17 protein-coding genes and 1 pseudogene are annotated in these 22,966 nt (G+C 45.2%); 3 read left to right on the forward strand and 15 right to left on the reverse strand.

Annotated elements, in window-relative coordinates; translation table 11 throughout:
* Positions 1-128: 128 nt before the first annotated feature.
* The 4 genes from V6668_RS29505 to V6668_RS29520 form a co-directional block, all read right to left on the reverse strand.
* Positions 129-290, reverse strand: a complete 162-nt coding sequence (locus tag V6668_RS29505) for a hypothetical protein (protein WP_179087887.1) — start codon at positions 288-290, stop codon at positions 129-131.
* Positions 287-544, reverse strand: coding sequence for a hypothetical protein (locus V6668_RS29510; RefSeq protein WP_047840923.1), 258 nt, complete (start codon positions 542-544; stop codon positions 287-289). Before V6668_RS29510 ends, V6668_RS29505 begins: the two co-directional genes overlap by 4 nt.
* Before the next feature lie 109 nt (positions 545-653).
* Complete coding sequence (locus V6668_RS29515) at positions 654-1,466, reverse strand: class I SAM-dependent methyltransferase (protein WP_338707349.1); 813 nt, start codon at positions 1,464-1,466, stop codon at positions 654-656.
* A gap of 148 nt (positions 1,467-1,614) precedes the next feature.
* Entirely contained in the window at positions 1,615-1,956 is a 342-nt protein-coding gene (locus V6668_RS29520; protein WP_017691576.1) for a zinc ribbon domain-containing protein YjdM, read from the reverse strand.
* 235 nt (positions 1,957-2,191) lie between these two features.
* On the opposite strand from V6668_RS29520, the gene V6668_RS29525 reads away from it, so the two are divergent.
* On the forward strand, positions 2,192-3,343 hold the full coding sequence (locus V6668_RS29525) for a VanZ family protein (RefSeq protein ID WP_338707350.1): 1,152 nt from the start codon (positions 2,192-2,194) through the stop codon (positions 3,341-3,343).
* 160 nt (positions 3,344-3,503) lie between these two features.
* Here the strand turns inward: V6668_RS29525 and V6668_RS29530 are convergent, their stop codons facing one another.
* From V6668_RS29530 to V6668_RS29560, 7 genes are all read right to left on the reverse strand, one after another.
* Complete coding sequence (locus V6668_RS29530; protein WP_338707351.1) at positions 3,504-4,961, reverse strand: carboxylesterase/lipase family protein; 1,458 nt, start codon at positions 4,959-4,961, stop codon at positions 3,504-3,506.
* Between the two features lie 277 nt (positions 4,962-5,238).
* Positions 5,239-6,333, reverse strand: a complete 1,095-nt coding sequence (locus V6668_RS29535; protein WP_338707353.1) for a metallophosphoesterase family protein — start codon at positions 6,331-6,333, stop codon at positions 5,239-5,241.
* Positions 6,333-6,671, reverse strand: coding sequence for a DMT family transporter (locus V6668_RS29540; RefSeq protein ID WP_051447260.1), 339 nt, complete (start codon positions 6,669-6,671; stop codon positions 6,333-6,335). Before V6668_RS29540 ends, V6668_RS29535 begins: the two co-directional genes overlap by 1 nt.
* Positions 6,668-7,438, reverse strand: a complete 771-nt coding sequence (locus tag V6668_RS29545; RefSeq protein WP_338707354.1) for an HAD family hydrolase — start codon at positions 7,436-7,438, stop codon at positions 6,668-6,670. The genes V6668_RS29540 and V6668_RS29545 overlap by 4 nt, the downstream gene beginning before the upstream one ends.
* Positions 7,439-7,533: 95 nt before the next feature.
* The gene (locus tag V6668_RS29550; RefSeq protein WP_338707355.1) at positions 7,534-8,907 is read right to left on the reverse strand and encodes an ABC transporter substrate-binding protein; all 1,374 of its coding nucleotides are present in this window, start codon (positions 8,905-8,907) and stop codon (positions 7,534-7,536) included.
* A 37-nt stretch (positions 8,908-8,944) separates the two neighbouring features.
* The gene (locus V6668_RS29555) at positions 8,945-9,790 is read right to left on the reverse strand and encodes a carbohydrate ABC transporter permease (protein WP_223199815.1); all 846 of its coding nucleotides are present in this window, start codon (positions 9,788-9,790) and stop codon (positions 8,945-8,947) included.
* Between the two features lie 59 nt (positions 9,791-9,849).
* On the reverse strand, positions 9,850-10,725 hold the full coding sequence (locus V6668_RS29560) for a carbohydrate ABC transporter permease (protein ID WP_036671737.1): 876 nt from the start codon (positions 10,723-10,725) through the stop codon (positions 9,850-9,852).
* 198 nt (positions 10,726-10,923) lie between these two features.
* Between V6668_RS29560 and V6668_RS29565 the strand changes: the two genes are divergently transcribed.
* Positions 10,924-11,496, forward strand: a complete 573-nt coding sequence (locus V6668_RS29565; protein ID WP_076213761.1) for a GbsR/MarR family transcriptional regulator — start codon at positions 10,924-10,926, stop codon at positions 11,494-11,496.
* A 239-nt stretch (positions 11,497-11,735) separates the two neighbouring features.
* Here the strand turns inward: V6668_RS29565 and V6668_RS29570 are convergent, their stop codons facing one another.
* Positions 11,736-15,272, reverse strand: a complete 3,537-nt coding sequence (locus V6668_RS29570; RefSeq protein WP_338707356.1) for a DUF4073 domain-containing protein — start codon at positions 15,270-15,272, stop codon at positions 11,736-11,738.
* 431 nt (positions 15,273-15,703) lie between these two features.
* On the opposite strand from V6668_RS29570, the gene V6668_RS29575 reads away from it, so the two are divergent.
* Positions 15,704-17,026 (forward strand): IS4 family transposase, encoded by a 1,323-nt coding sequence (locus tag V6668_RS29575; RefSeq protein ID WP_338706857.1) that lies wholly within the window; start codon positions 15,704-15,706, stop codon positions 17,024-17,026.
* A 260-nt stretch (positions 17,027-17,286) separates the two neighbouring features.
* Here the strand turns inward: V6668_RS29575 and V6668_RS29580 are convergent, their stop codons facing one another.
* The 3 genes and pseudogenes from V6668_RS29580 to V6668_RS29590 all read right to left on the reverse strand — a co-directional run bounded on the left by V6668_RS29580 (position 17,287) and on the right by V6668_RS29590 (position 22,964).
* Positions 17,287-21,312: an S-layer homology domain-containing protein gene (locus V6668_RS29580; RefSeq protein ID WP_338707357.1), complete on the reverse strand. Its 4,026-nt coding sequence runs from the start codon at positions 21,310-21,312 to the stop codon at positions 17,287-17,289.
* A gap of 227 nt (positions 21,313-21,539) precedes the next feature.
* Positions 21,540-21,638: pseudogene (locus tag V6668_RS29585) on the reverse strand (dehydrogenase); the annotation flags it as partial.
* A 168-nt stretch (positions 21,639-21,806) separates the two neighbouring features.
* Positions 21,807-22,964, reverse strand: a complete 1,158-nt coding sequence (locus V6668_RS29590; protein WP_338707358.1) for a glycerate kinase — start codon at positions 22,962-22,964, stop codon at positions 21,807-21,809.
* Between the last annotated feature and the right edge of the window lie 2 nt (positions 22,965-22,966).

The raw sequence follows: 22,966 nt of genomic DNA on the forward strand, positions 1-22,966 counted from the left end.
TCCGTTGTTCATCTTACCTATTGTAAGTAGATCACCTTTTGTTATGTATCTTAATATTGAACTATTTTGATGAAAAACACAAGTACCCCCTGTTTCCAGAGGGCACATTTATGTTTATTTTCTATAGATTACAGCTTATCTATACTTAGTTCCATCAGGTTGGCATTAATTACAACACCGGTCTGTTTCATAAAATTAAATCCCAGAATTCCGTCAATCTCCAAACCATAATCCATATTTCCTATTTCAACTTGAAAATCATTAATCGTTGTTCCATCTGAAATTTTCATCGAGGACCTCTCATGCCAACATATCGTTCTCTTGCCACAACTTCTGGACGTGAAGTGTGAAAAAAGCAGTATTCCCGTCTGGGATCTTCCTGATGCAATTCACCATAACGTTTTAGTGCCTTTGTAGAATCATCAAATGAATCAATCACTGCCATCTCTTCAATATAACGCTGGCCTTCTCTAGAATGCGCCTTGGTTGCCTCAAAAACGACCCACTCATTAGGGAATCGCTCCTGAACTTCCTTCCATTGCATAGTGACACCTCCAGACCATTAGATAGAGATATTATATCATGTGGAAACAGTATTCCACGGGCTGAAATTCTAAAATACATAGATTTTTAGAGCATTGCCTGTAAGTCTATTATTTCTTCCTCCCGATGTACAGCAGATGCGACGAGACTCCCAATATGGAAGGGTCTTTGGCGGCTTCAATCATATATTGCATGAGTTCATCATACTCGCCACGCTCTTTCCAGTATTGCTGCTGCTCGTCCGTAAGCATCGCTCTAAGGCTAGATGAACCAATCAAATCAACGGTTTCAAATCCATGTTGCTCCATGAAGGGTGTAACGTCCTGAATATTAAAATAGTATGCTCCCGTAAATCGTCCTTGATCCTGATGATCGAATATACCCTTTTCCACAAAAGAACGGATGGCTGCCATGTTATCATTCGGCTTCCAATGCTGCGGGGATTGCAGCGAATTGATACTCATGCGCATTCGGCTTTGCATGGCTACAAACACCACGCCCCCTCGCTTGGTCACACGGTACAGCTCCCGTACAGCAGCCGTGCGCTCTTCGTCTGTCTGCAGATGGTATAACGGCCCCAGCATGAGGGACGCATCGTACGTCTCGTCAGCCATACCGGAGAGCGAAGTCGCATCGAGAACATGGAATCCATCGAATTGTTGTGTCAAACCAAACTCCTGAGCCTTTTGCCGCGCAGTATCCACGGAGGAAGGTGTCAGATCCGATAAAGTGACCTTGTACCCCAGCTTCGCAAGCTCCATGGCATACTTTCCTGGCCCTGCGCCATTATCCAGAATACAACCAGTAGCGTGGAGATGTTCCCTGATGTAATGCATGTTAATGATGAATTCAATTGGTTCCCGCTCCAGTCTGCCCCACTCATCAAACCCGGAATAATATTCAATAATATGATCTCTCTTCAACGCTCTGACACCTGCCTTTTCTTATATGTAGACTACTCATCCATGTTCAAAAAAATTAAATTCCAACCAGTATATATCTACTAAATATTTCCTGTCAAACAAAAAACGTTCAATTCCCATTGAATGCGGAACTGAACGTTTCTCGATCTTATATCTTTTTCACAAACTCAGACTTCAACTTCATTGCACCCAAGCTGTCGATCTTGCAATCAATATCATGATCCCCATCAATCAGGCGGATATTCTTCACCTTCGTACCCTGTTTGACCACAAGTGAGCTACCTTTTACCTTCAGATCTTTAATGACGGTAACGGTATCGCCATCACTTAGCACATTTCCGTTGGCATCGCGGATTACTTTTGCATCCTCTGCGTTATCATTGTCTGCTTCCAAAGACCATTCATGCGCGCACTCTGGGCAAACCAACAGGTTACCATCCTCGTACGTGTACTCTGAATTACATTTGGGGCAGTTAGGCAAATTAGACATATGTATTAAACTCTCCATTCTACGATTGGCATTCCCGCAAGTATACGGGATTTCGACGGTATATTCCATACGCTTGATCACTGCATGGATGGATTTAAACCAAATTTAAGGTTCATGCATCCCTCACTTTAAGGGTAACTACTTATGATGTAACTAATAGATACGCACTACACATACATGAATTTTAATGTCTCTATGAATCTTATTATATTTAATACCAAAGGAGTTCCTACTCATGTCCTCATATGTTTTCCCTGTGCAAACGGCTTTTTTGATCTTTGTTGTTGCGGCCATGTTTTTGCTGGTGCCGTGGTTGATCTATGGGTATCGTAAAGACGGTTTCTTCAGCTGGTCACGGTTTGGCATCAGCTTTTCGTTTATCTTTTATATTCTGGCCGCCTATTGCCTCGTCATTCTCCCGTTTCCGACTACGCGAGATACCTGTGCGCAGCAAGCCGCTGACACGATCTACTACAATCTGGTTCCATTCACTTTTGTCAAAGACATCATGAAGGAAACACCCATTGTATGGACCCAGCCTTCCAGCTATCTCAGCATGATTCAAGGCAGAGCCTTTCTGCAAGTATTGTTTAACGTCCTGCTTCTCATGCCGCTGGGTGTATATATCCGTTATTTTTTTCAAAAGAGATCATTCTGGAAGTACGCCCTGCTTGGTGGATTCGGGCTTTCCTTATTCTTCGAGATCACTCAAATCACCGGATTCTACGGGTATTATAATTGTCCTTACCGCCTCTTCGATGTAGATGATCTGTTATTGAATACTTCGGGAGCAGTCATTGGATTCTTCACAGCGCCCATCCTGCTTGCTTTATTCCCATCACGTGCAAGCATTCAGGCGAAGAGTGAACAGCTCGTGGAGCAAAACCGAGTGTATGCTATGCCTCAATTGCTCGCGTTAATTATTGATGGAATCATTGTTGTCTTCCTTTCGAATCTGATATCGATCTTCACAGCGTCTGATGTGATCAGTGATGCGCTAAGTACATCCATTGCTATGGTCATTGTGCTGTTCTTCATACCTTGGGTGCGAAATGGAGTAACTCCAGGCTCGGCCATCTTGCGATTCCGCTATGTGAATCGTCAGACCGGCACACCCACCAGTGAATCGTTATTCAAAAGATTTGCCGCACTCTATGTTCCATGGCTGCTCGTTACGATCATTCGCTTGGTCAACGATTATGCTTTTTCAGGTCATCAGGATGTTATGCTTCAGCCTTATCAAATGTGGATCTCCTTGGGGACATTCGGTATCTATATGTTAGTCTACGCCGTACTCTTTGTTCATGTCTTGATCGTACTCTTCTCCCGTGGAAAACGTTCCTTCTACTTCGATGAGGTGTCCCGCACTCGTGCCTCTCGTAAATAATGTTTGGAGTATAACGGCACAATGTACCTCTTCAGTGCTTACGTTCTGCTTATTATTCAGCCGGATTACAAAAAGAGGACGTTCATTATGAGATGAACGTCCTCTTTTGATCGGGCGCATAGCAGTTATTCAGAGTATCCATTCAAATAATCAGCCTGGATTATAACCCTAACAGCTCTCGCTTGGCTGCATCCGGATCATGTACGACCTCAATCTCATGGTTAAAGATTAATGTTGCACGATCCTGCTCATATTCAGGCCAGTTCACACCTGCAACTTCAGGTTGACCATTCTTGGCAAAGGAAATCCAGGCATCCTGTACCTTGAGGGCAAGCGCCGCCGCAGCTTCATCCGGCTCTGCATTCATGAATTTGAGGACATGCAGTGTATTAAACACAAAGAACATTTCGATGCTGTGAATCGCTCTTTTTAACAGGGGATGTTCCGGCATCACCCAATCAAATCGATACATCCACACCGGGGCATATTTCTGCTGTGCCGCAGCATATTGCAGCGCTGACCGCCAGAAGAACATATCGGTCATGACTTGGGCTTGTCCATCTGCCGTTTTTGGATAACTATCCGCGATGGCTACCCGGTTCTCCAGATCTGGTGTCATAAAGTCTACGCCCTGAACCATATCGATTTCTTTTGAAAAAGGTACATGTGGCTGGATGAACAGCGCACCCTCGTGCAATGTCGTACCAATCAGTACCGGGATATCCTGCGCTGAGCCTTCGCTCACTGCCTGAAGTGGCACCTGTGGTAGTGTCTGCCCATCCAATACAGGTTGGAAGAATAATGCCATACCTGCCCCGCTCTGCTGTTTGACCGTTTCACCGGCTGCAATAATCTGCTCTACAGGAATTGTATTTAACTTCTGCAGGTTGTCCCGGTCCACCCCAAGAATCTTTAACATCCCTTCCCGCAACGCTGTAGCTTGCTCTGCCGGCATGAACTGGGATGCACCGCTCTCCATAATGGCACGTTGGAACAGTCCTTTGGCCGCTGGCATCGCCATCAGTGCCGCAATACTCATACTACCTGCTGATTCGCCGAACACCGTAACTTGATCCGGGTTACCACCAAAAGCAGAGATATTATCCTTCACCCACTGTAATGCCGCAACCTGATCCAGCAGACCTGCATTGGATACATATGAATCACCTAATGGATCCATATGCAGGAAACCCAAAGGTCCTAATCGGTAGTTGATCGTCACAACGATGACGTCCCCCCGAACCGCCAACTGTGTACCATCATACATCGGCTGGCTACCCGAACCTGACACGAAGGAACCGCCGTGAATCCATAACATGACCGGCAGTGGTGTTGCTCCTTTTTCCTTAGGTGCCCAGATGTTCAGATATAGACTATCTTCTGACTCATTCGGAATTTCTGTCTGGCCTTCTGGTTGATGATTTCGTGGTTGTATATTCTCAGGTCCAAATTGAGTGGCCTGTCTGATTCCATCCCATGACTCGGGCTGTACCGGAGCCTTGAAACGCAGCTCACCTACCGGAGGTTTCGCATAGGGAATGCCTTTCCATACACTTGCGTCGTGCAAAAGTTCGCCTTGAACGGTACCATATGTCGTTTGAACTTGAAGTTCTCTCATGCCACTTCTACTTCCTCTCCGTAAATAGGTTAGACTAACGATGAATGAGTTCATGTGTACTTATTTGAGTATAGTTTGTTGTCATACCCATTTACAACTTTACCCAACTCTAGCCTCCCCTGCTACGTTTCACGTGGAACTTTATGGGGTGGATGATCTGATACATATCCTTAAGATGGATACCAAAAAGGCCACCCTTTGAGCAATGTCAACAAGTTTAACTTGTCTTAATGGCATTGACCCTTAGAGTAACCTTTTCTTTTCACCACCCAAATAACTATCCTTTTACAGGATAACTTACCGTAAACTCAGCACCCTCAATCCATTCGCTCGTAACAAAGTTCCGCCCCTTTACAACCACTCGATCCTTATAAACCTCCACATGAAGCCCTTCGCTGCCCTCCAGATGTTCATCCTGATCCGTCCATAGATAACCTACAGACGACGCATTGAACATCGTTGGCATGTGGCCTGCACCATCGTACATCGTATGCTGTGCCTCCAGTTGCCAATGGGTGTGACCCGAGAAAAGGATCGCTTGCGGATATTTGGCCAGAACGGCCTTGAGTTCAGCATCCTGATTCACACCATACCAGCCTTGTTCCTTCATTGATCCTGCCACCGTATCCATAAGCGGCTGGTGTAAGAACAGGAAAATGGGATGATCTGGCGTTGCATGATCAGACAATTTGGCATCCAGCCACTCCAATTGTTCGGCCGACATATCACAATCCTTCGGATGAGGTTGCTCGGTGCCCAGGAATATATAATGATACCCATCAATCCAATGGTCGTGATAAGAGCCCTTCATGCCTGTTGTCCCTTCAAAATCACTTAATCGACGCTGCCATAACCCTACGACTGTAATGGGGTCCACTCTTGAAGAGATCGGTCCCCCGTCTTGGCCCTCCTGCTCAGAAGTTACAGCAGACAACGTATAGGTCCCGCCGGATAGTTGCTCAATTAGTGCAGCTGATTCAGCAGCGGTTTGTTTTGTGACCAGTTCCATATCTGCTTCCTGCTCCAACAACTCGGCTACTTCACCTTCTTTCATCTCAAGCAAAACGATCGGCGGATCTTGCCATACCACGGCTCCAATATCATGGTTACCTACCGTGTACCGGATGTCCGGCAAACTCTCCGCATGTTGCTTCCATATGCGTTGCAACTCACGATATTCGCTCGGCAGCCCCCGATCCGTCACATCGCCCACATGCATAATCCCGCTGCTCCCCTGACTAAATGTAGCTATGTCGGCTAATGCTTGGTCCAGATGCCGGTTATGAATATGGTCTGCCTCATCTCGCACATGTGTGTCCGTAATGACCTGGAAGCTAACAATAGGTTGCTCCGGTGTATGTTCATTTCCCATCAAGAATCACTCCATTTCAGTCCAATAATGCCAATCAGAATAAAACCGATCCAGACCATCGACGTGAGCCGCAGACGTTCACCAAAATAGTAATGCCCTACGACGCCAATAAGCGTAATGCCCACGCCAGACCAGATCGCATAGGCCACAGCCAGCGGCATATACTTCACTGCAAAGTTGAGAAAGGTAAAGCTTGCTCCATAACAGACAAACATCAACACCGAAGGCCATAACCGCGAGAATCCATCCGATACTTTCAGCAAAATGGTAGCGCTCAGCTCCAGCCCGATGGCCAGTGCCAACAGGACCCAGCCCAAGTAGGCGTGACTGTTTGTCATCGATTCAGCCCACCATTCAGCAATTCATGGAAGGATTGAATCGTTCTATCCGCCAAGCGAATTTTTCCCGGTTCTCCAATGCCCATCCTGTACCCCGCACCAGCGGTTCGTGCCATCTCCATGTCTCCGTCCGTATCTCCAATGACCACGGTATACTGCACGGATACACCCAACCGTTCACAGGCAAGCAGTAGCATATCGGGAAAAGGTTTGCCCCGCTCCACCAGATCTGTACCAATCACCACGTCAAAAAAGGAATCCAGTCCCATCCACTGTAAATGTTTAATTGCACTGGGTGTATCATCTGCCGTCACGACACCCATAGCGACACCTTCGCTACGGCACTGTTCAAGGAATTCTTGAACTCCCGGTAACGGACGTGCCGGACGATGCTGCTCCATCTCTTCCTCCGCTCGCGCCAAACACTCCCGGACCATAATCTTGGATTCCGCCCAGCTGAGACCCGCACGATATCCATGCCACGTCAGCACGGCATACACTTCATCCATCGTGCCCATCGCAAGCGGGCCCCGCACATCATACCCATTCATTCGGCCTTGATCATCGTGGAATGTACCCCAGATCTGTGGGAATTCATCTGTGTCGATATGGAGTCCTCTAGTCGCTAACTGTTTTCTGAAGTCATTCAACACACAATCGGTCCAGAATCCCCACATTCCCGTAAAATCAAGCAATGTCCCGTCCTTGTCAAACAAAACGGCTTCAACCGGATTTGGTAATCCGTCCACATACATCTCATCTTGCATTGGTTAAACTCCTTGTCTGCGATCTTGTATGAACGGAAAGGACGGTACAGCATGTACCGCCCTTATCGCGTGAGTCAATTGCCCGTATACGTTTCTTATTTCGTTACCCTATCCAGTTCCTTCTGTGCTTTCTCTTTCGCTTCCTTCAGCGCTTGTTCCGCTGGCATATTATTGATCTGTACCTGATCAGCTGCATCTTTCAATGCATCATTGATCTTGCCACCCGTTGGATCCTGGAATGGAGCCGAAGCGTGAGCTGCCTGTTGCAGTGGTACGGTGATCTGTGGATTTTCCTCACTGAATTTCATGAACTCTGGATCTTGTTGGGCCGATTGACGTACTGCGATATATCCGGTGTTCATGGACCATGAAGCTGTGTTCGAAGTTTCAGAGAAATACGTAAGCCATTTGTATGCTGCCTGTTGTTGTTCAGGCGTTGCAGCTGACGGAATACCTGCCGAAATGGCACTTGCTACCGGTTTTCCTTCACCAATACCTTCCCAGCCTGGTTGTTGCATCGCAGCGACTACGCTAAAGTCCAAGTCGCCTTGGTCACCACTAGATCCGGTATAACCTGCTGCTTTATTTTTCATCACATCATCAATCGTTTTGTACCAGTACTCCCAGCCCTGACCTCCATAATGAATGCCCATAATCTTGTCTTCGTTAATCCATTTACGGAACAAGTCCCATGTCTCGATCCATTCCGGAGAGTCGATCATAACGGTTTTGCCATCGTCGCTAAGAATCTGTCCGCCCTTACCCAGCACGGCATCAATCATATTGTCTCTACCCCACATCGGTTCCCAACCGTAGAAGGTGGTCTTGCCATTTTCTTGTTTGCTCATCTTCGCAGCCGCCTCAGCCAGCTTCTCCCATGTCGTCAGAGTTGCTGGGTCGATTCCGTTCTCCTTGAACGTATCCATACGGTAATACATGATCTGAGTTGTACCGTACATTGGCAAAAAGTATTGCTTTCCATCCACCTGTCCCTGGTTCAGGAATGTCTGAATGAAATCGTCTTTCTTAAAATTCGGATCAGCTGCAATCATCTCATCCATGGGTGCATAATATCCTTTGCGTGCCCAGTCTATATTGGAGCTGAGTACAGCGGCTGGAACCTTCTTGGAAGCAATTGCTGCTTGCAGCTTCTGTTCCGTTTCCGTGTAATCTGCTTGTACAATCCCTTTTACAACGACTTCGTTCTGGGAGGCGTTGAACGCATCAATCGTCTTTTTCATGTTATCGCCCAGATTACCACCCAGACCATACCAGAACTCAATCTCCACCGGATCTTTCGCCTGAGCTTCGGTTCCACTGGCAGCAGCCGTCGTGCCTGATTCTGCGGGTGCTTGTGTTCCACAAGCGGTCAGCAGTGCAAAGCTGGTCGCAAGTACCAGCGACATGCCACCCTTCCAGTTCAACCTCAATCTCTTTTTCCATGTCATGTTTGCCTGACTCCAATTCATTGTTGTTCCTCCCGTTTTAGGTGAATGGTAGTGCATATCAGTTCTTGTTCACACCAGCCGTAATATTCACGCTCTGCATGATCGTCTTCTGGGTGAACAGGAAGAGAATAAGTAGAGGTGCGATGGTGAAGGCACTCGCAGCCATAATCTGTGGCCAAGCAAGTCCATATGCCCCGCCTTCTACAAAGAAGCTACGCAGACCCGCCGATACCAGCTGTAAATCAGGGTCTTTGGTGATGAGCATAGGCCAGAAATAGTTGTTGTACTGTTCAATAAACGTAATCAGCACCATCACGGCGAAGCTTGAGCGAACAAGCGGCGTAATAATCGTCCAGAGAATCCGGAAGTGGGATGCACCGTCCAGTTGTCCGGCTTCCACCAATTCATGAGATACCTGCATGAACGCCTGCCGGATCAGGAAGATCGAGAACACGCTGACACAGTTGGATACAATCAAGCCGGTGTAGGAATCCAGCAGATTAAGCTCACTAAGCACCAAGTAACTAGGCAGATACACAGCCGTACTCGGTATCATATAACCCACCAGAATCAGGGATGTCAGTACACCTTTGAGACGGAATTTCATATGTGTCAGGGCGTACGCCATCATACTGGAGTTGACGATCTGAAATAAACAGATGGCTAAGGCTACACCGGTACTGTTCAGGATGTAACGGGCAAATGGTGCCGCATTCCAGGCATCCACATAGTTGCTCCACAGGAACGTCTCCGGCCAGAAGGTCGGCGGAAACTGCCAGATCTCATCATTGGTTTTGAACCCGCTAATGACCATCCAATAGAAGGGAAAGGCTGTACCCAGCGCGATAATGGCTAACAGAAGGTAGCGGATTAATTTACTTATTTTAAAATTCGGTTGTGACACGTTCTGCAACTCCTTGCGCTTCATCCGTTTAGACTTTTTGTTGGGCAATGTCATTGTCATTAGTAGTGCACCAGACGTCTGCCAAGCAGGAAGGATACTCCCGACAGCAACACGCAGATCAGAATGATCACAACGGCGATGGACGAAGCTTCACCTACATTAAAGGATTCGAATGCAGACTGGTAATACATGTACAGCAACGTTCTCGTTGATCCCGCCGGTCCACCCTGCGTCATGACATTGATCTGGTCATAGGCTTGCAAGGACTGGATAGTAAGAATAATTGAGAGAAAAAACGTCGTTGGTGAGATCAGCGGCAATGTGATACTTCTGAATTTGTCCCAACCGTTTGCCCCATCGATTGAAGCTGCTTCGAGCAGATCGGAAGGTAGATTTCGTAGCGCAACGAGATAAAATACCATCGCCCACCCAATCGACTTCCAAAGCGTGACGATCAGAACAGCAACCAATGCCCAGTCCGCGTCACGCAACCATCCGATCGGAGATACGCCTACCCAGCCCAGCATCAGATTAGCGAGTCCCACTTCGGGCTCAAAGATCCAGGACCACGCAATGGACACCGCAACTGTCGGGGTGACCCAAGGTGAGAACAGTAACGTCCGGAAGATGCCGGATGATTTGATCTTGCTATTCATGAGCATCGCAAGTGCCAATCCGCCCACAATAGTTGGGATTACACTTCCAAGTCCGAATAACAAGGTGACTTTCAATGATCGATAGAATTCAGAGTTTGTCAGCAGATAACTGTAATTGTCCAGACCAACAAACAACTTGTCCGGGCTCATGAAGTCCCAATCGGTGAAACTGAGATAAACGATATATCCCAGAGGTCCCAGCCAGAAGATCAGCAATGGGATTAGAGCTGGCAGCGTGAATAGTACCGCCTCAGACTCCCTCCATAGTTTTAAACGCAAATCCCCCACTCCTTACTGTACAATTTTTCTTTAATGATTGGGAATTTTTGAGTATAATCAGCTTTATATTTAATCTGTACAAAATTGATTGTACACTCGTATTGAAAATTCTAATTCCGGCTTATGTTAAAATTGGAGCAAGTCATGTAAAATATGAGGCAGCTAGTGGGAACGCTATCATAAACCAGAGGTGACATTGTGGGAAAAGAAACCGCCGGGAACCCGAATCATTCTTCGTTACCTGATCGGCATGCGCTGAGGGAGAGAGTCATTGAGGCCATCGCCAATACGATGGATCTATATGGGGTTAATCATACGTTTGGCAAATTATACGGCATCATGTATTTTGAGGATCGACCGATGACACTTGAAGAGATGAAAAACTCGATGAATATGAGCAAGAGCAACATGAGCTATGCGGTTCGTTCGCTTACAGAATCACAGATGATCTATAAACTGGAGGAAAAGAAGGAGCGCCAGGATCAGTATCTGGCTGAGACTGACTTTTATCGTACGTTCCAGAATTTCTTCGGAGCCAAGCTCCAACGGGAAGTAGATGTCATGTTAGAAGGCATTCGTGAGGTCATTCCTGACCTGTCGGCCATGATCCTTTCGGAACATACCTCTTCCAAAGATCGAGATGATGCGTTGCGTGATCTGCACAAACTCCAACATGCGGAGCAATACTACGTCTGGCTCCAAGGATTTGTGGATCAGTTGCGGGATGGTAAGTTTTACGAGAATGCTGCACACACGCCCGATAAAGAGTAGTACAACTGCGTAAACAGAATAACTAATGGGTGACCAAGCGCTAACAAACCTATACGATCTGACATACCATTGTTGAGTCACACTAAACCGCAAAAAGAAGCTGTTCCTAACCAATGTATGGCTTTTGGAACAGCTCTTTTTTTATTTTATCTATCGTATTGTCATATCCTATCCGTCATTAGGGGTTCTCTTTTCCATATGCTACTGCGTTAATGACCCCTTTTTTTCTTTTAAAAATATTACTTTTGCGCTGCGGCTTCGATATCTGCATATGCCCAGTGTGTTGCTGGTACATCACTGAACGTTAGCGTAACTGCGCCAGTTAGGGGTGTGCGGTTGAACAATACATTCAGCACTTTCACCGCTTCAGCACGGGTCAGCTTACTGTCCGGTTTGAATGTACCATCGTTGTATCCAACCATCAGGCCAGCGGATTGTACGTATGCAATCGCCTCTGCTGCCCACAGGTCTGCGGATACATCTGTGAAGGACACTGCTGGACCATTTACGGTCGTTGCACTCGCTTGTTGCTGCATCCACCGATACGCAATCGTTGCCATCTGTGCACGGGTGATCGAACCTTTCGGTGCAAATTGGGTGTTACTCATGCCGTTCATGATGCCAGCGGATTGCGCTTTTTGAATCTCACTTGTTGCCCAGTGTGTTGCAGATACATCCTTGTAGCTCACGCTATTCACGGAACCTGCTGCCGCTTCAGTTGGAAGATTGCGAGCTAGCATGGCTGCCATCTGTGCACGTGTTACGAATGCATCCGGGCGGAAATCCGCACCAAATCCTTGGATGTACGGTTGATGTGTACTTTGTGAAGCTTTCAGTCCATCCACAACAACGAGGGTGAACGTACTGAATTTTGTTACGGTAAATTCGATGCCTTCGCTATTATCCGCGAGTTGCACCAGTTTGCCTTGAATCAATTCTTTTGTGCCGTCACTGTGTTCGATATAAATCGCCAGGTTGTCCAATGCTTGCTGACGAGCAGCCGGATCGGTTGGCAGACTGTCACGCAGTGGCAACGTGAGTGTCACTTCGCGGCTCTGCATATTCGTGTCGATCTCTACAGGACGAGCCAGTACACGAACATTCGTATTCGGAGCAACTTGTTGAATCAATTGCTCCTTCTTCGCACGTTCTTCGACTTCTTTGCGCTCCGATTCCTTTTTCAGGGGAACCACACGGAAGTACAAGTCTTGATCGAATCCGGCGATGGAATTCGTCGGAACGGAGATCACTACATTTTCAGTGGAGATTTCAAGTTTCAGTGAACCATCATTCAGTTCTTTCACCGCTGCCTTAGGCAGTTCAATACGTGTCTCGGACACGGAATCTTTGGTATCTGGAATAACAATGCGTGCGGTGTTCATGTTCAATTGCTTCGCTTTTTCCACCGATTCCTTGGCAATCGCTTCGGTCATTTTCACCAGATCTTTGATCGTGCCGTTGGTTTCGGTTGTACGGGTGATTGGTGTTTTGGTCAGGTTGGTGCCGTTTGTTCCATTAACGTCAACCACGATCTGCTCTTGTTTCGTTGAAGGTGCAGGTGTGGACGTTACTGGTGTAGTCGTGGACGATCCGCCACCACCACCTGTGTTTCCACCCTGGTTAGGTGTTGGCGTATTGGATGTAAACGTAAGTGTTGTCCATTTCAATGCCGGTGTGTTGCCTTTGGCTCTTACACGAACCACAATTATTTGGTTGCCCTCAAATCGATCTGTATTGGTGAATTTACTCCAAGTCTCCCCATTGTCTTTGGAGTATTCCATCGTTTCATCTGCACCGATAACCACATTGGCTGTATCATCAGCAGTCACTTTAGGCGCTGGGGGAGCAAAGAACAAGTCAAATGCTCTTTGAATATCTTTAATTTTTTCATATCCTCCATCAGGTCGTTCACTAAGCATCCACTCTGCGAGTTGTTGCTGTTCCGCATTCGTTGATAATGTTACTATCTGGTCAAACTTCAGAGGGGGTTCCTGAAGACTTAATTCTGGATTGTTGGCTAAAAGTATTTGGTACTGCATTTGAAGCATTTGGTACAAATTCAAGTTATTTAATATCTCACTCGCTGTCTCTGCTTGGTTAATTGAAGGGAATTCTTCAGATAGCGTAAACATTAGACCTACAGACGAGTCAGTGTCCATTGCAACAGAAGTGAACTTCGCAATATAAGCAATTAACTGCTGATCCGCCTGGTTAGCTTTCAGATAAAAATCGGCTGCTCTCTTGAACTGTTCAAACTCTTCTTCAGAAAACAGATTAGCACCCTTTACAATGACCTGATCGTAAATGTTATTTAATGCAGAAGCCATATCTCGGTAATCTAACCGATACCCCAAAAGGATATTGATACTTATATCTACAATAAATTGAACCTGATCTCCATTGTAAGATCCCGATCTCGGAGTCAACTGCACTAACGTAGCAGCAACTGTCTTTTGTTCTTGATCTGTTAGCTCACTAAACGCTCCAGGATGATTGAGCAGATCTGTATTTTTTAATATGGATAACACTGTAACTTTATCCTTGAGAACTATCGCTGCGTTCAGCTGCTTCAGCGATTGCTTCTCAGGAGTGCCAAAGAACTCATCAAATGCTTCTTGCGCGGATTTATATGTTAAATAGCCATTACCCGGCTTTTTCAACAGCATCCAGTCAGTAAGCTTTTCCATTTCAGTCATGTTGGAGGAAATGCTTTTCATTTTACTAAAATCAAGCGGGAATGTACCAACGAGGGTCTCTTTATCTGTGCCTTTAAACGCCTCTGCTTGTTCTTGTAGCTGATATAAATCCATTAGCGCATTAATCATTTCACTTTGTGTTGAGGCATTCGTGAAATTGATAATTTGGCTCGATGCCATAGAAAGATTCATAACTGATTCTTCAAGGGATGAATTATTAGCAATTCGTTGTAGTTTAATTTTGAATGCCAATACATTCTGTTCCAGATCAGAAGCTAGAAGATATCGATCTAGCATCGGTTTCATCATATTCAGATATTCAGGACTAACCGCCGCTGCAAAAATAAGAGATTTGTCGTAATAAGCAGTCAGTCTTTCTTGGACATCGGACAATTCATTTACTTTCGATACTGAAATGCCTTGTTGAATATAATCTACCAAAAATTGAACCTCACTGTTACTCTGATACGCATTAACAGGCTCATTCATATGTCCCGCTAATGTTACCAGTGCATTCTGTTCTTCCAGGGGAAGAGATTCAAAATCCGGCGTCGTAGTGATAAAATTTTCATTTTCGAACAGTTCAGTTATTTTAGCTGCATCAAAGTTTTGACCAATAGAGTTATTGAATCCATTCAGCGGTGTAGTAAATTTAATGGATTGCATCTGATAAGCAGTTTCCATACTGTATCTATCCTGAACAATTACATTGAAATAATAGGTCTCACCATCGCTTAAACCCGTAATTTGTTGGTGAAAAGTACCATCTGTAGATTCCGAACCCTGAATCCAACGGTTATAGGAATAATCGGTTGTGTGACCGTTAATTGTAGCAGCGTCTATTAGATTCGGTTCGTCAGATAAGAAAACCCGATAATATAAATCAGGCGGGGAAGTAGAATCGGAATAGGCGTATGTCCAACTAATTTCAACCGAGTTGTCATCTACACCTTTCACTGTAATTAGGCCATTGTTCCCTGGATTGGTATATCCTCCTGCACTTACCTTTCCTGCTGGTGCCAGCCATGGAGCTACCAACACCAAAATGAGCAACATGCTCATTATTTTTCTGTATTGCATCTTTTCTTTCCTCCCTAATCTCGCTTCTCTAAGATAGGCCTATTGTAGTACACAACTCTGAACGGATTCTGAACAACAGAGCAAATAAAAGGGTTTAAAACCATTTATTTAGATATAATTAGTAAAAATACTCATTTTTCTCGTCATTATTCAACATTTTTATTTTGAGATATATTATCTAAGACCTATAAAAATATATACCGCGAGTTTAATCAAATCTTAGAATATACTCCCCTGAATTTCAGTAGAACAAAGAAGACCACCCTATTTGGGCAATGTCATTAAGTTAAGGCGCAGGACCAAAAATCAATAAAATGAGCAGGTTATCGAAAAGATAGCCTGCTTTTTTTATGTGTGAAAATAAGAAAAAAGACTTGACAAGCAGGTGAAAAGGTGTGGCGAAGCCCTTGGAAAACGAGGGGGTTACGCCAATGAATGAATATGCGAATTCGCTAAAAGAAAAACTCACTTCTCTCATACGAGAAATGTCAGTTGCACCAGCACCTTATGTCAAAAATCCTGAAAAAGATTTTACCCGTAAGAAGAAGTTACCGTTTGAAACGGTTATGCAACTACTGATCTCTATGGGCGGAAACAGTTTATACAAGGAACTCTTGGAATCACAGGGCTATGATGTAAATACGGCCACTTCTTCTGCTTTTGTCCAACAGAGAAATAAAATCTTGCCGTCTGCCATGGCATATTTGTTTCAAGAATTTACGCAATCGGTTACGGATCTCAAGAACTACCGAGGGTATCGGTTACTCGCCATTGACGGTTCGGATTTGCATTTCGCCACTGACCCTGCGGATACCGACACCTATTTTCAAAGTCAACCGGAAGCAAGAGGCTATAATCTGCTGCATTTAAACGCCACCTACGACCTTTGCAACAGACTTTACGTGGATGCGATTATTCAACCGCGAAGATTAAGTAATGAGAGAAAAGCGTTAGGGGATATGGTTGACCGTTCCTGCATCGAGGGAAAAACCATTGTCATTGCCGATCGAGGTTATGAAAGTTACAACAATTTCGCACATATTGAACGCAAAGGGTGGAGCTATGTCATTCGAGTAAAAGATCTGGCCTCCAGTGGTATTCTCTCGGGCTTGCGTTTACCCGATAGCGGTTCGTTTGATCAGGAGGTTCATCTAGTGCTTACTAAAAAACAAACCAAAGAGGTCAAAGCTCATCCCGAAATTTACAAGTTCATCCCTTCTAAGTCTACCTTTGATTTCTTAGATTTGAAGGAGCATCTGTACTACCCCATATCTTTTCGAGTCGTTCGGTTTGTCCTGTCGGATGGCGCTTATGAGACCGTTATTACGAATTTATCTGACGCAGATTTTCCACCCGATGAACTCAGGTCCATCTATAACATGCGGTGGGGAATTGAAACCTCGTTCAGGGCATTAAAATACACCGTCGGTCTGACCCATTTTCACGCAAAGAGACGAGAGTCCGTCATCCAAGAGATTTTTGCAAGAATGATCATGTACAATTTTGCAGAAATGATGACCTCGCACGTCGTCATTTCCCAAAAAGCTAAACAGTACCACTACCAAGTCAACTTCACGGTTGCCGTTCATGTTTGTAGACATTTCCTGCGCTCAAGAGACGATGACCCCCCGCCCGATGTTGAAGCACTGATTCGAAAAAACGTTTTGCCAATTCGACCCATTCGACCAGGGCAGCAGAATACGCGCAAAATACGTTATAAATCATCGGTTAGCTTCGTCTACAGAGTAGCATAAATTCGGTTCGTCTGAACACTTTTTTAAGCGGATCATCCATCCGTTTGTTTGCTGTACGCTTTTTTCCTTGCATACACAAAAAAACAAACGACACGGGACTTTTTCCCATGCCGTTTCAGATTTCATTTTATTCTCAGTTTTGTCTTTGAGCTAAACTTAATGACATTGCCCTATTTGGGGTGGCCTTCTTTGTTCTACTTTATTAGCTTGCTCATAACTAAACTGCCTGCTGTAAGCCTCTTAATCTTGCAAAGATATTATTACTGCGCTGCAGCTTCGATATCTGCATATGCCCAGTGTGTTGCTGGTACATCACTGAACGTTGGCGTAACTGCGCCAGTTAGGGGTGTGCGGTTGAACAGCACGTTCAGCACTTTCACAGCTTCAGCACGCGTCAGCTTGCTGTCTGGTTTGAATGTACCATCGTTGTAACCAACCATCAGGCCAGCAGATTGCACGTATGCAATCGCATCTACTGCCCACAGGTCTGCGGATACATCTGTGAAGGAAATTGCTGGACCATTCACTGTTGTATTACTCGCTTGTTGCTGCATCCAGCGATAAGCAATCGTCGCCATCTGTGCACGGGTGATCGAACCTTCCGGTACAAATTGAGTGTTGCTCATGCCGTTCATGATGCCAGCGGATTGCGCTTTTTGAATCTCACTTGTTGCCCAGTGTGTCGCAGATACATCCTTGTAGCTCAAGCTACTCAAGGAACCTGCTGCCGCTTCAGTTGGAAGATTGCGAGCTATCATGGCTGCCATTTGTGCACGTGTTACGATTGCATCTGGGCGGAAATCTGCACCAAAACCTTGGATGTACGGTTGATGTGTACCTTGTGAAGCTTTCAGTCCATCCACAACAACGAGGGTGAACGTACTGAATTTTGTTACGGTAAATTCGATGCCTTCGCTATTATCCGTGAGTTTCACCAATTTGCCTTGGATCAATTCTTTTGTGCCGTCACTGTGTTCGATATAGATCGCCAGGTTGTCCAATGCTTGCTGACGAGCAGCCGGATCGGTTGGCAGACTGTCACGCAGTGGCAATGTGAGTGTCACTTCGCGGCTCTGCATATTCGTGTCGATCTCAACGGGACGAGCCAGTACGCGAACATTCGTATTTGGAGCAACTTGTTGAATCAATTGCTCTTTCTTCGCACGCTCTTCAACTTCTTTGCGCTCGGATTCCTTTTTCAAAGGTACAACGCGGAAGTACAAGTCTTGATCAAATCCGGCGATGGAATTCGTCGGAACGGAAATCACTACATTTTCAGTGGAAATCTCCAGCTTGAGCGAGCCATCATTCAGTTCTTTTACCGCTGCTTTAGGCAGTTCAATACGTGTCTCGGACACGGAATCTTTGGTATCTGGAATAACAATGCGTGCGGTGTTCATGTTCAATTGTTTCGCTTTTTCTACCGATTCCTTGGCAATGGCTTCAGTCATTTTCACCAGATCTTTGATCGTGCCGTTGGTTTCGGTTGTACGTGTGATTGGTGTTTTGGTCAGGTTGGTGCCGTTTGTTCCATTAACGTCAACCACGATCTGCTCTTGTTTCGTTGTTGGTGAAGGTGCAGACGTTACTGGTGTGGTCGTGGACGATCCACCACCTGTGCTTCCACCCGGGTTAGGCGTTGGAGTATTTCCATTATCCGTGCTGCTATCACCATTCTGTGTAAAGACAAACTTCACAGCGCGGCCTGGCAGTTCATCGCTGATTGCTTTGTAACGAACCCATACCGTTTTGTTGCCACTAAGGTCCATTTTTTGAATGAAGGCAACATCAATCCAATGCAGCTTATTGTCAAAGGAAATCTCCATCGTGCTGTCCAAGCCCGTTAGGGTGTTATTGATGTCATTGCCCTTCACATCAGGAGCCGTAAAGAATCGATTAAATACATTTTGTAGATTCCCAACATCCTCGTAACTGTCTTGTTCATTTAGGACCCATTCAGCCAATTCCTTCTGGCCTTCAGGACTAAGTTCTGCTCTTTTGGATAAATCAAGAGCGCCTCTAAGATTAAATTTGTACTTGCTGAAGAACGCTTCACCTTTAATCTGATCTTTCATTGCTTTATCAAGCCATTCATCCATTCGCGGTATAGAGGTAGCTTGCTCAAATGAATCGATAGGCATAGAGAGGAGATTCAGGACAATATCAGGATCAACAATATCCCCTTTAGACCCTCCTTCCAACCTTTCGAATGCAACTAGATGCAAGTAATTGAATGCCAGTACACCTTTATCTACTTTGCTACGTTCCAAATGTTGTTGTCCAATGCTACGTAGCACATATGTCTGTTGGTCATTAAAGTGATTAGGTCCATTTACTAATTGCTGAGCGAGCAGATCCAGTTTATTCCTAAGAACACTGAGTTCCCTCTGCTCCCAAACAGATTGTGCCAATACACCAAGTTCAATCATATATTGGACCTGTTCTTTGTTTTTGTAATCTTTATTTACATATTCAATCAAGAATCCCGCAATGAAATCTCTAACCTGCAAAGACAAGGCACCGTATCCATTGGGTAAAGTAATACCCAGATCCGGATCTTCCATAGCTACACGCATAGCCGCTATATTACTGTTGCTCTTTGCAGTATTTAAGACAGTCAGTGGATCGCTTTCGTTATCATCAGGGAAAAATTTGTTAAATGCAATCTGAATTGCATTATAGCTTACATACCCTCCGATTGGTCGGAGTTCAAGTATAAGGTCCGCTAATTGTTGCTTATACTCATCTGTTAAGGTATCGATTTCGGCAAAGTTCAGAGGGAAAGCATCCAACGGACTTTCTGGGTAATCGGAGTTATATTTCTCAACATCTTTCTGAATAGATCGGAGTTGCTCCAAAGACTCCAACACTTCTGCTTCCGTTAAGGCCTGGTTAAGATAAGGTGTTCTTTCAACAGCAGTGTCCGTGAATTTGACTACTCGGGAGATGGACTCTTTCCCTTTTAGCCTAATTGCATATCGATACTTAGTCATCCATTTGTCCATTTCGGAGGATGTGAGGTAAGTATCAATAAGTCGGTAGTATTCCCCTTCTGCATCGGGCTCCTTGAAATAATCTACTCGTTTTGCTTGCTTTTTATAAAACTCATCAAGTGCAGTTATTGCGTTTGGTCCATCAATTTCGCGAATGACTTCAAGTGCCTTCAAGGCTACTTGCACCATGAATTGGACCTGTTTAATATTCTCATATCCAGCATTCGTTGGTGGATCTATATCCAGTAAGTATATTGCGATATCCTCCTGATCTTTGACAGAAAGCATCTTGAAATCAGGCTCAGTGATGAATTGTTCATCGCGCAGTAATGCAATCATATCTTGGATAAAATCATTGCTGTTACCCCGATCTGCTTCTTTCTTCAGTTCGTTATACTTGGTCAGCGGTGTATCCTTATTAAAGAACGCATCAAACGTAGTTTGAACTTCAGATACCGTTTCATAACCGTTCTGCGGCTTATGATCAATCATCCATTGTGCAAGTTCGGATTTAGTGGCTGCATCATTCTGGATGGTCGACATTTTCCCCATATCAAAAACAAAAGGCTGGATGTTAGGATTTGGATTAAAAATGACATGCATTTGAATGAAGTCATACTTACCATAAAGATTATCCAATGATGCTTCCATGCTGGAAAGGTCAAGTGCTCCATTCAGTTCTTTATATTCTGATATCTTAGAAACCATAAATTCCAACTGACTATTAAATTGCGTAGGATCGCTAGAATTCATGAATATAATATTATAGAACATAAGATAGCTCACAAACATTGGCAAGTCTGCACCCGTCAAATTCATATAATGATTACCAGCTTGTGTCCAATCAGGTTTACCAACATTCGGGAAATAAGTGGACCATTCTGCCAGCAGGCTATAAACCAGAGTGATGTTGTACTGCAATGCGCTCGACTCAGTCTGCTTAGGAAGTGTGATAAGATGGTGCACCAAATCAAATACGTAATTGGCCTGATTGTTGTTCTCATATGAGAACTCCAGTGGAAGCAGCAAGACCATGCCTCTGGCAATTTCATATTTTTGATTATCGTTCAATGCTTCATAATCTTCAGGTAGTGTGATTAAATCTTGTTGTTCAAGTAAATTTTGAACATTGGTCATCGTCGTACCCTCATCCGACTCAACATACATGTCTCTCTCCATATTAAGTTGATCCAACGGAGTAAACGGGTCAGCACTTGCAACCCCACCCACACTAACCACCTGTAACAACAAAACCGCAATTAAAAGGCAGCTTATCAGCTTTTTGTAATTCATGTACTTGATCCTCCCTATCTCATGTTTTTTACATATAAATTCAATCCATCTGATACGTAAGGCCTATTGTAGTGCACTGCGATAAACAGAATCTAAACAAAAAGAGCAAATAAAAGGAAAAAGATCCATCCTGTAGTACAAAAACAGGATGGATCTCAACTTTTTTCGCCATAATTCATCATTTTATTTTAAAAAAATATTCTTTTGGACCTATATAACTCCAGCTCTTAAATCAAGGTGTACCCGCCATCCACATACAATGTGCTGCCAGTCGTGAACGTATTAGTCATCAGATACATAACTGTATGTGCAATTTCTTCATTGTGCCATCAAGGGTAAAGATAACGCGAACGAAGCGATTTGAACGACAACTATACAATGGAACTTCACAGCAAAAAACGAGAGACAGATCACCTGATATCAGGCATATCCGTATCTCGTCTTTGTCACATCACATTCCAATCCGACCCTATACGATCTGGATGGTCACTGACCTAAGAAAGTAACCCCAGCTTCAGCACCCTGGCAATATTCTCGGTGGTACGTTCCACATTCTCCGGGCCTTCTCGCAATAGTCGATCCAGATCTGCTGCCCCAGGCACAATACCAAATATGGCATCGATGCCTTCCGCGTAGAGGGTGTCGATCCCTTCGCCCACACAGCCTGCAAGGGCAATCACAGGTTTACCCGCTTCCTTGGCTGCCCGAGCAACACCATAGGGGGTCTTGCCAAATTTCGTTTGGAAGTCGATACCGCCTTCACCCGTAAATACCACATCCGCAGTAATCAACTTTTTACGCAACTCAGTATATTCAATGACAATCTCAATCCCTTTACGTAATACAGCCTGTGTAAAAATCAAGAGTCCCGCGCCCAACCCTCCAGCCGCTCCGGCTCCTGGTACATCTCGGATATCTTTATGAAGCTGTCGTTTCACTACATCTGCATAATGGGACAGATTTGCATCCAGCTGCTCAACCATCTCTGGAGTAGCCCCTTTTTGTGGTCCAAACACCCTTGATGCGCCATGCTCCCCACATAGGGGATTGGTCACATCACAGGCCACAATGAACTCCACTTCTTGCAAACGCTCATCCAGACCAGATACATCAATCTGAGCCAGTTGATCCAGAACCCCGCCACCACGCGCAAGCGGACGACCCTCTGCATCCAGAAACTTCGCACCAAGCGCTTCAGCCATGCCAGCCCCACCATCGTTGGTCGCGCTACCACCAATACCAATGATGATCTTGCGTATGCCAAGGTCCAGACATGCGCGAATCATCTCGCCTGTTCCATAGGTTGTCGTCCGGAGCGGGTCCTGGGTGTCCTTGGTAACCAAGTGGATGCCGCTGGCCGATGCCATCTCGATGGCCGCCGTTGTTCCGCCACCCAGAATGCCATACTGCGCAGTGACTGTCTGGCCCAATGGTCCGCTCACCTCGTGCTGGTGAAGGACGCCGCCGGAAGCGTCCACAAGGGACTGCACCGTACCTTCCCCACCATCTGCCATAGGTACATGAATATAGCGTGCCGTCGGATATATTTTACGCAACCCTTTTTCCATCGCGATACATACTTCTTTTGCTGTCATGCTTTCTTTGAACGAATCCGGTGCCAGAACAAATGTCTTCTCTCTAGTCTCTCTCATAT

The sequence above is a fragment of the Paenibacillus amylolyticus genome (genome assembly GCF_036894225.1).
GTDB classification, from domain to species: Bacteria; Bacillota; Bacilli; order Paenibacillales; family Paenibacillaceae; genus Paenibacillus; species Paenibacillus amylolyticus.

Coding starts and splice junctions, on each gene's coding strand:
- V6668_RS29505 (WP_179087887.1), bottom strand. CDS start 290: ATGAAAATTTCAGATGGAACAACGATTAATGATTTTCAAGTTGAAATA.
- V6668_RS29510 (WP_047840923.1), bottom strand. CDS start 544: ATGCAATGGAAGGAAGTTCAGGAGCGATTCCCTAATGAGTGGGTCGTT.
- V6668_RS29520 (WP_017691576.1), bottom strand. CDS start 1,956: ATGTCTAATTTGCCTAACTGCCCCAAATGTAATTCAGAGTACACGTAC.
- V6668_RS29525 (WP_338707350.1), top strand. CDS start 2,192: ATGTCCTCATATGTTTTCCCTGTGCAAACGGCTTTTTTGATCTTTGTT.
- V6668_RS29530 (WP_338707351.1), bottom strand. CDS start 4,961: ATGAGAGAACTTCAAGTTCAAACGACATATGGTACCGTTCAAGGCGAA.
- V6668_RS29535 (WP_338707353.1), bottom strand. CDS start 6,333: ATGGGAAATGAACATACACCGGAGCAACCTATTGTTAGCTTCCAGGTC.
- V6668_RS29540 (WP_051447260.1), bottom strand. CDS start 6,671: ATGACAAACAGTCACGCCTACTTGGGCTGGGTCCTGTTGGCACTGGCC.
- V6668_RS29545 (WP_338707354.1), bottom strand. CDS start 7,438: ATGCAAGATGAGATGTATGTGGACGGATTACCAAATCCGGTTGAAGCC.
- V6668_RS29550 (WP_338707355.1), bottom strand. CDS start 8,907: ATGAATTGGAGTCAGGCAAACATGACATGGAAAAAGAGATTGAGGTTG.
- V6668_RS29570 (WP_338707356.1), bottom strand. CDS start 15,272: ATGCAATACAGAAAAATAATGAGCATGTTGCTCATTTTGGTGTTGGTA.
- V6668_RS29575 (WP_338706857.1), top strand. CDS start 15,704: ATGAATGAATATGCGAATTCGCTAAAAGAAAAACTCACTTCTCTCATA.
- V6668_RS29580 (WP_338707357.1), bottom strand. CDS start 21,312: ATGAATTACAAAAAGCTGATAAGCTGCCTTTTAATTGCGGTTTTGTTG.
- V6668_RS29590 (WP_338707358.1), bottom strand. CDS start 22,964: ATGAGAGAGACTAGAGAGAAGACATTTGTTCTGGCACCGGATTCGTTC.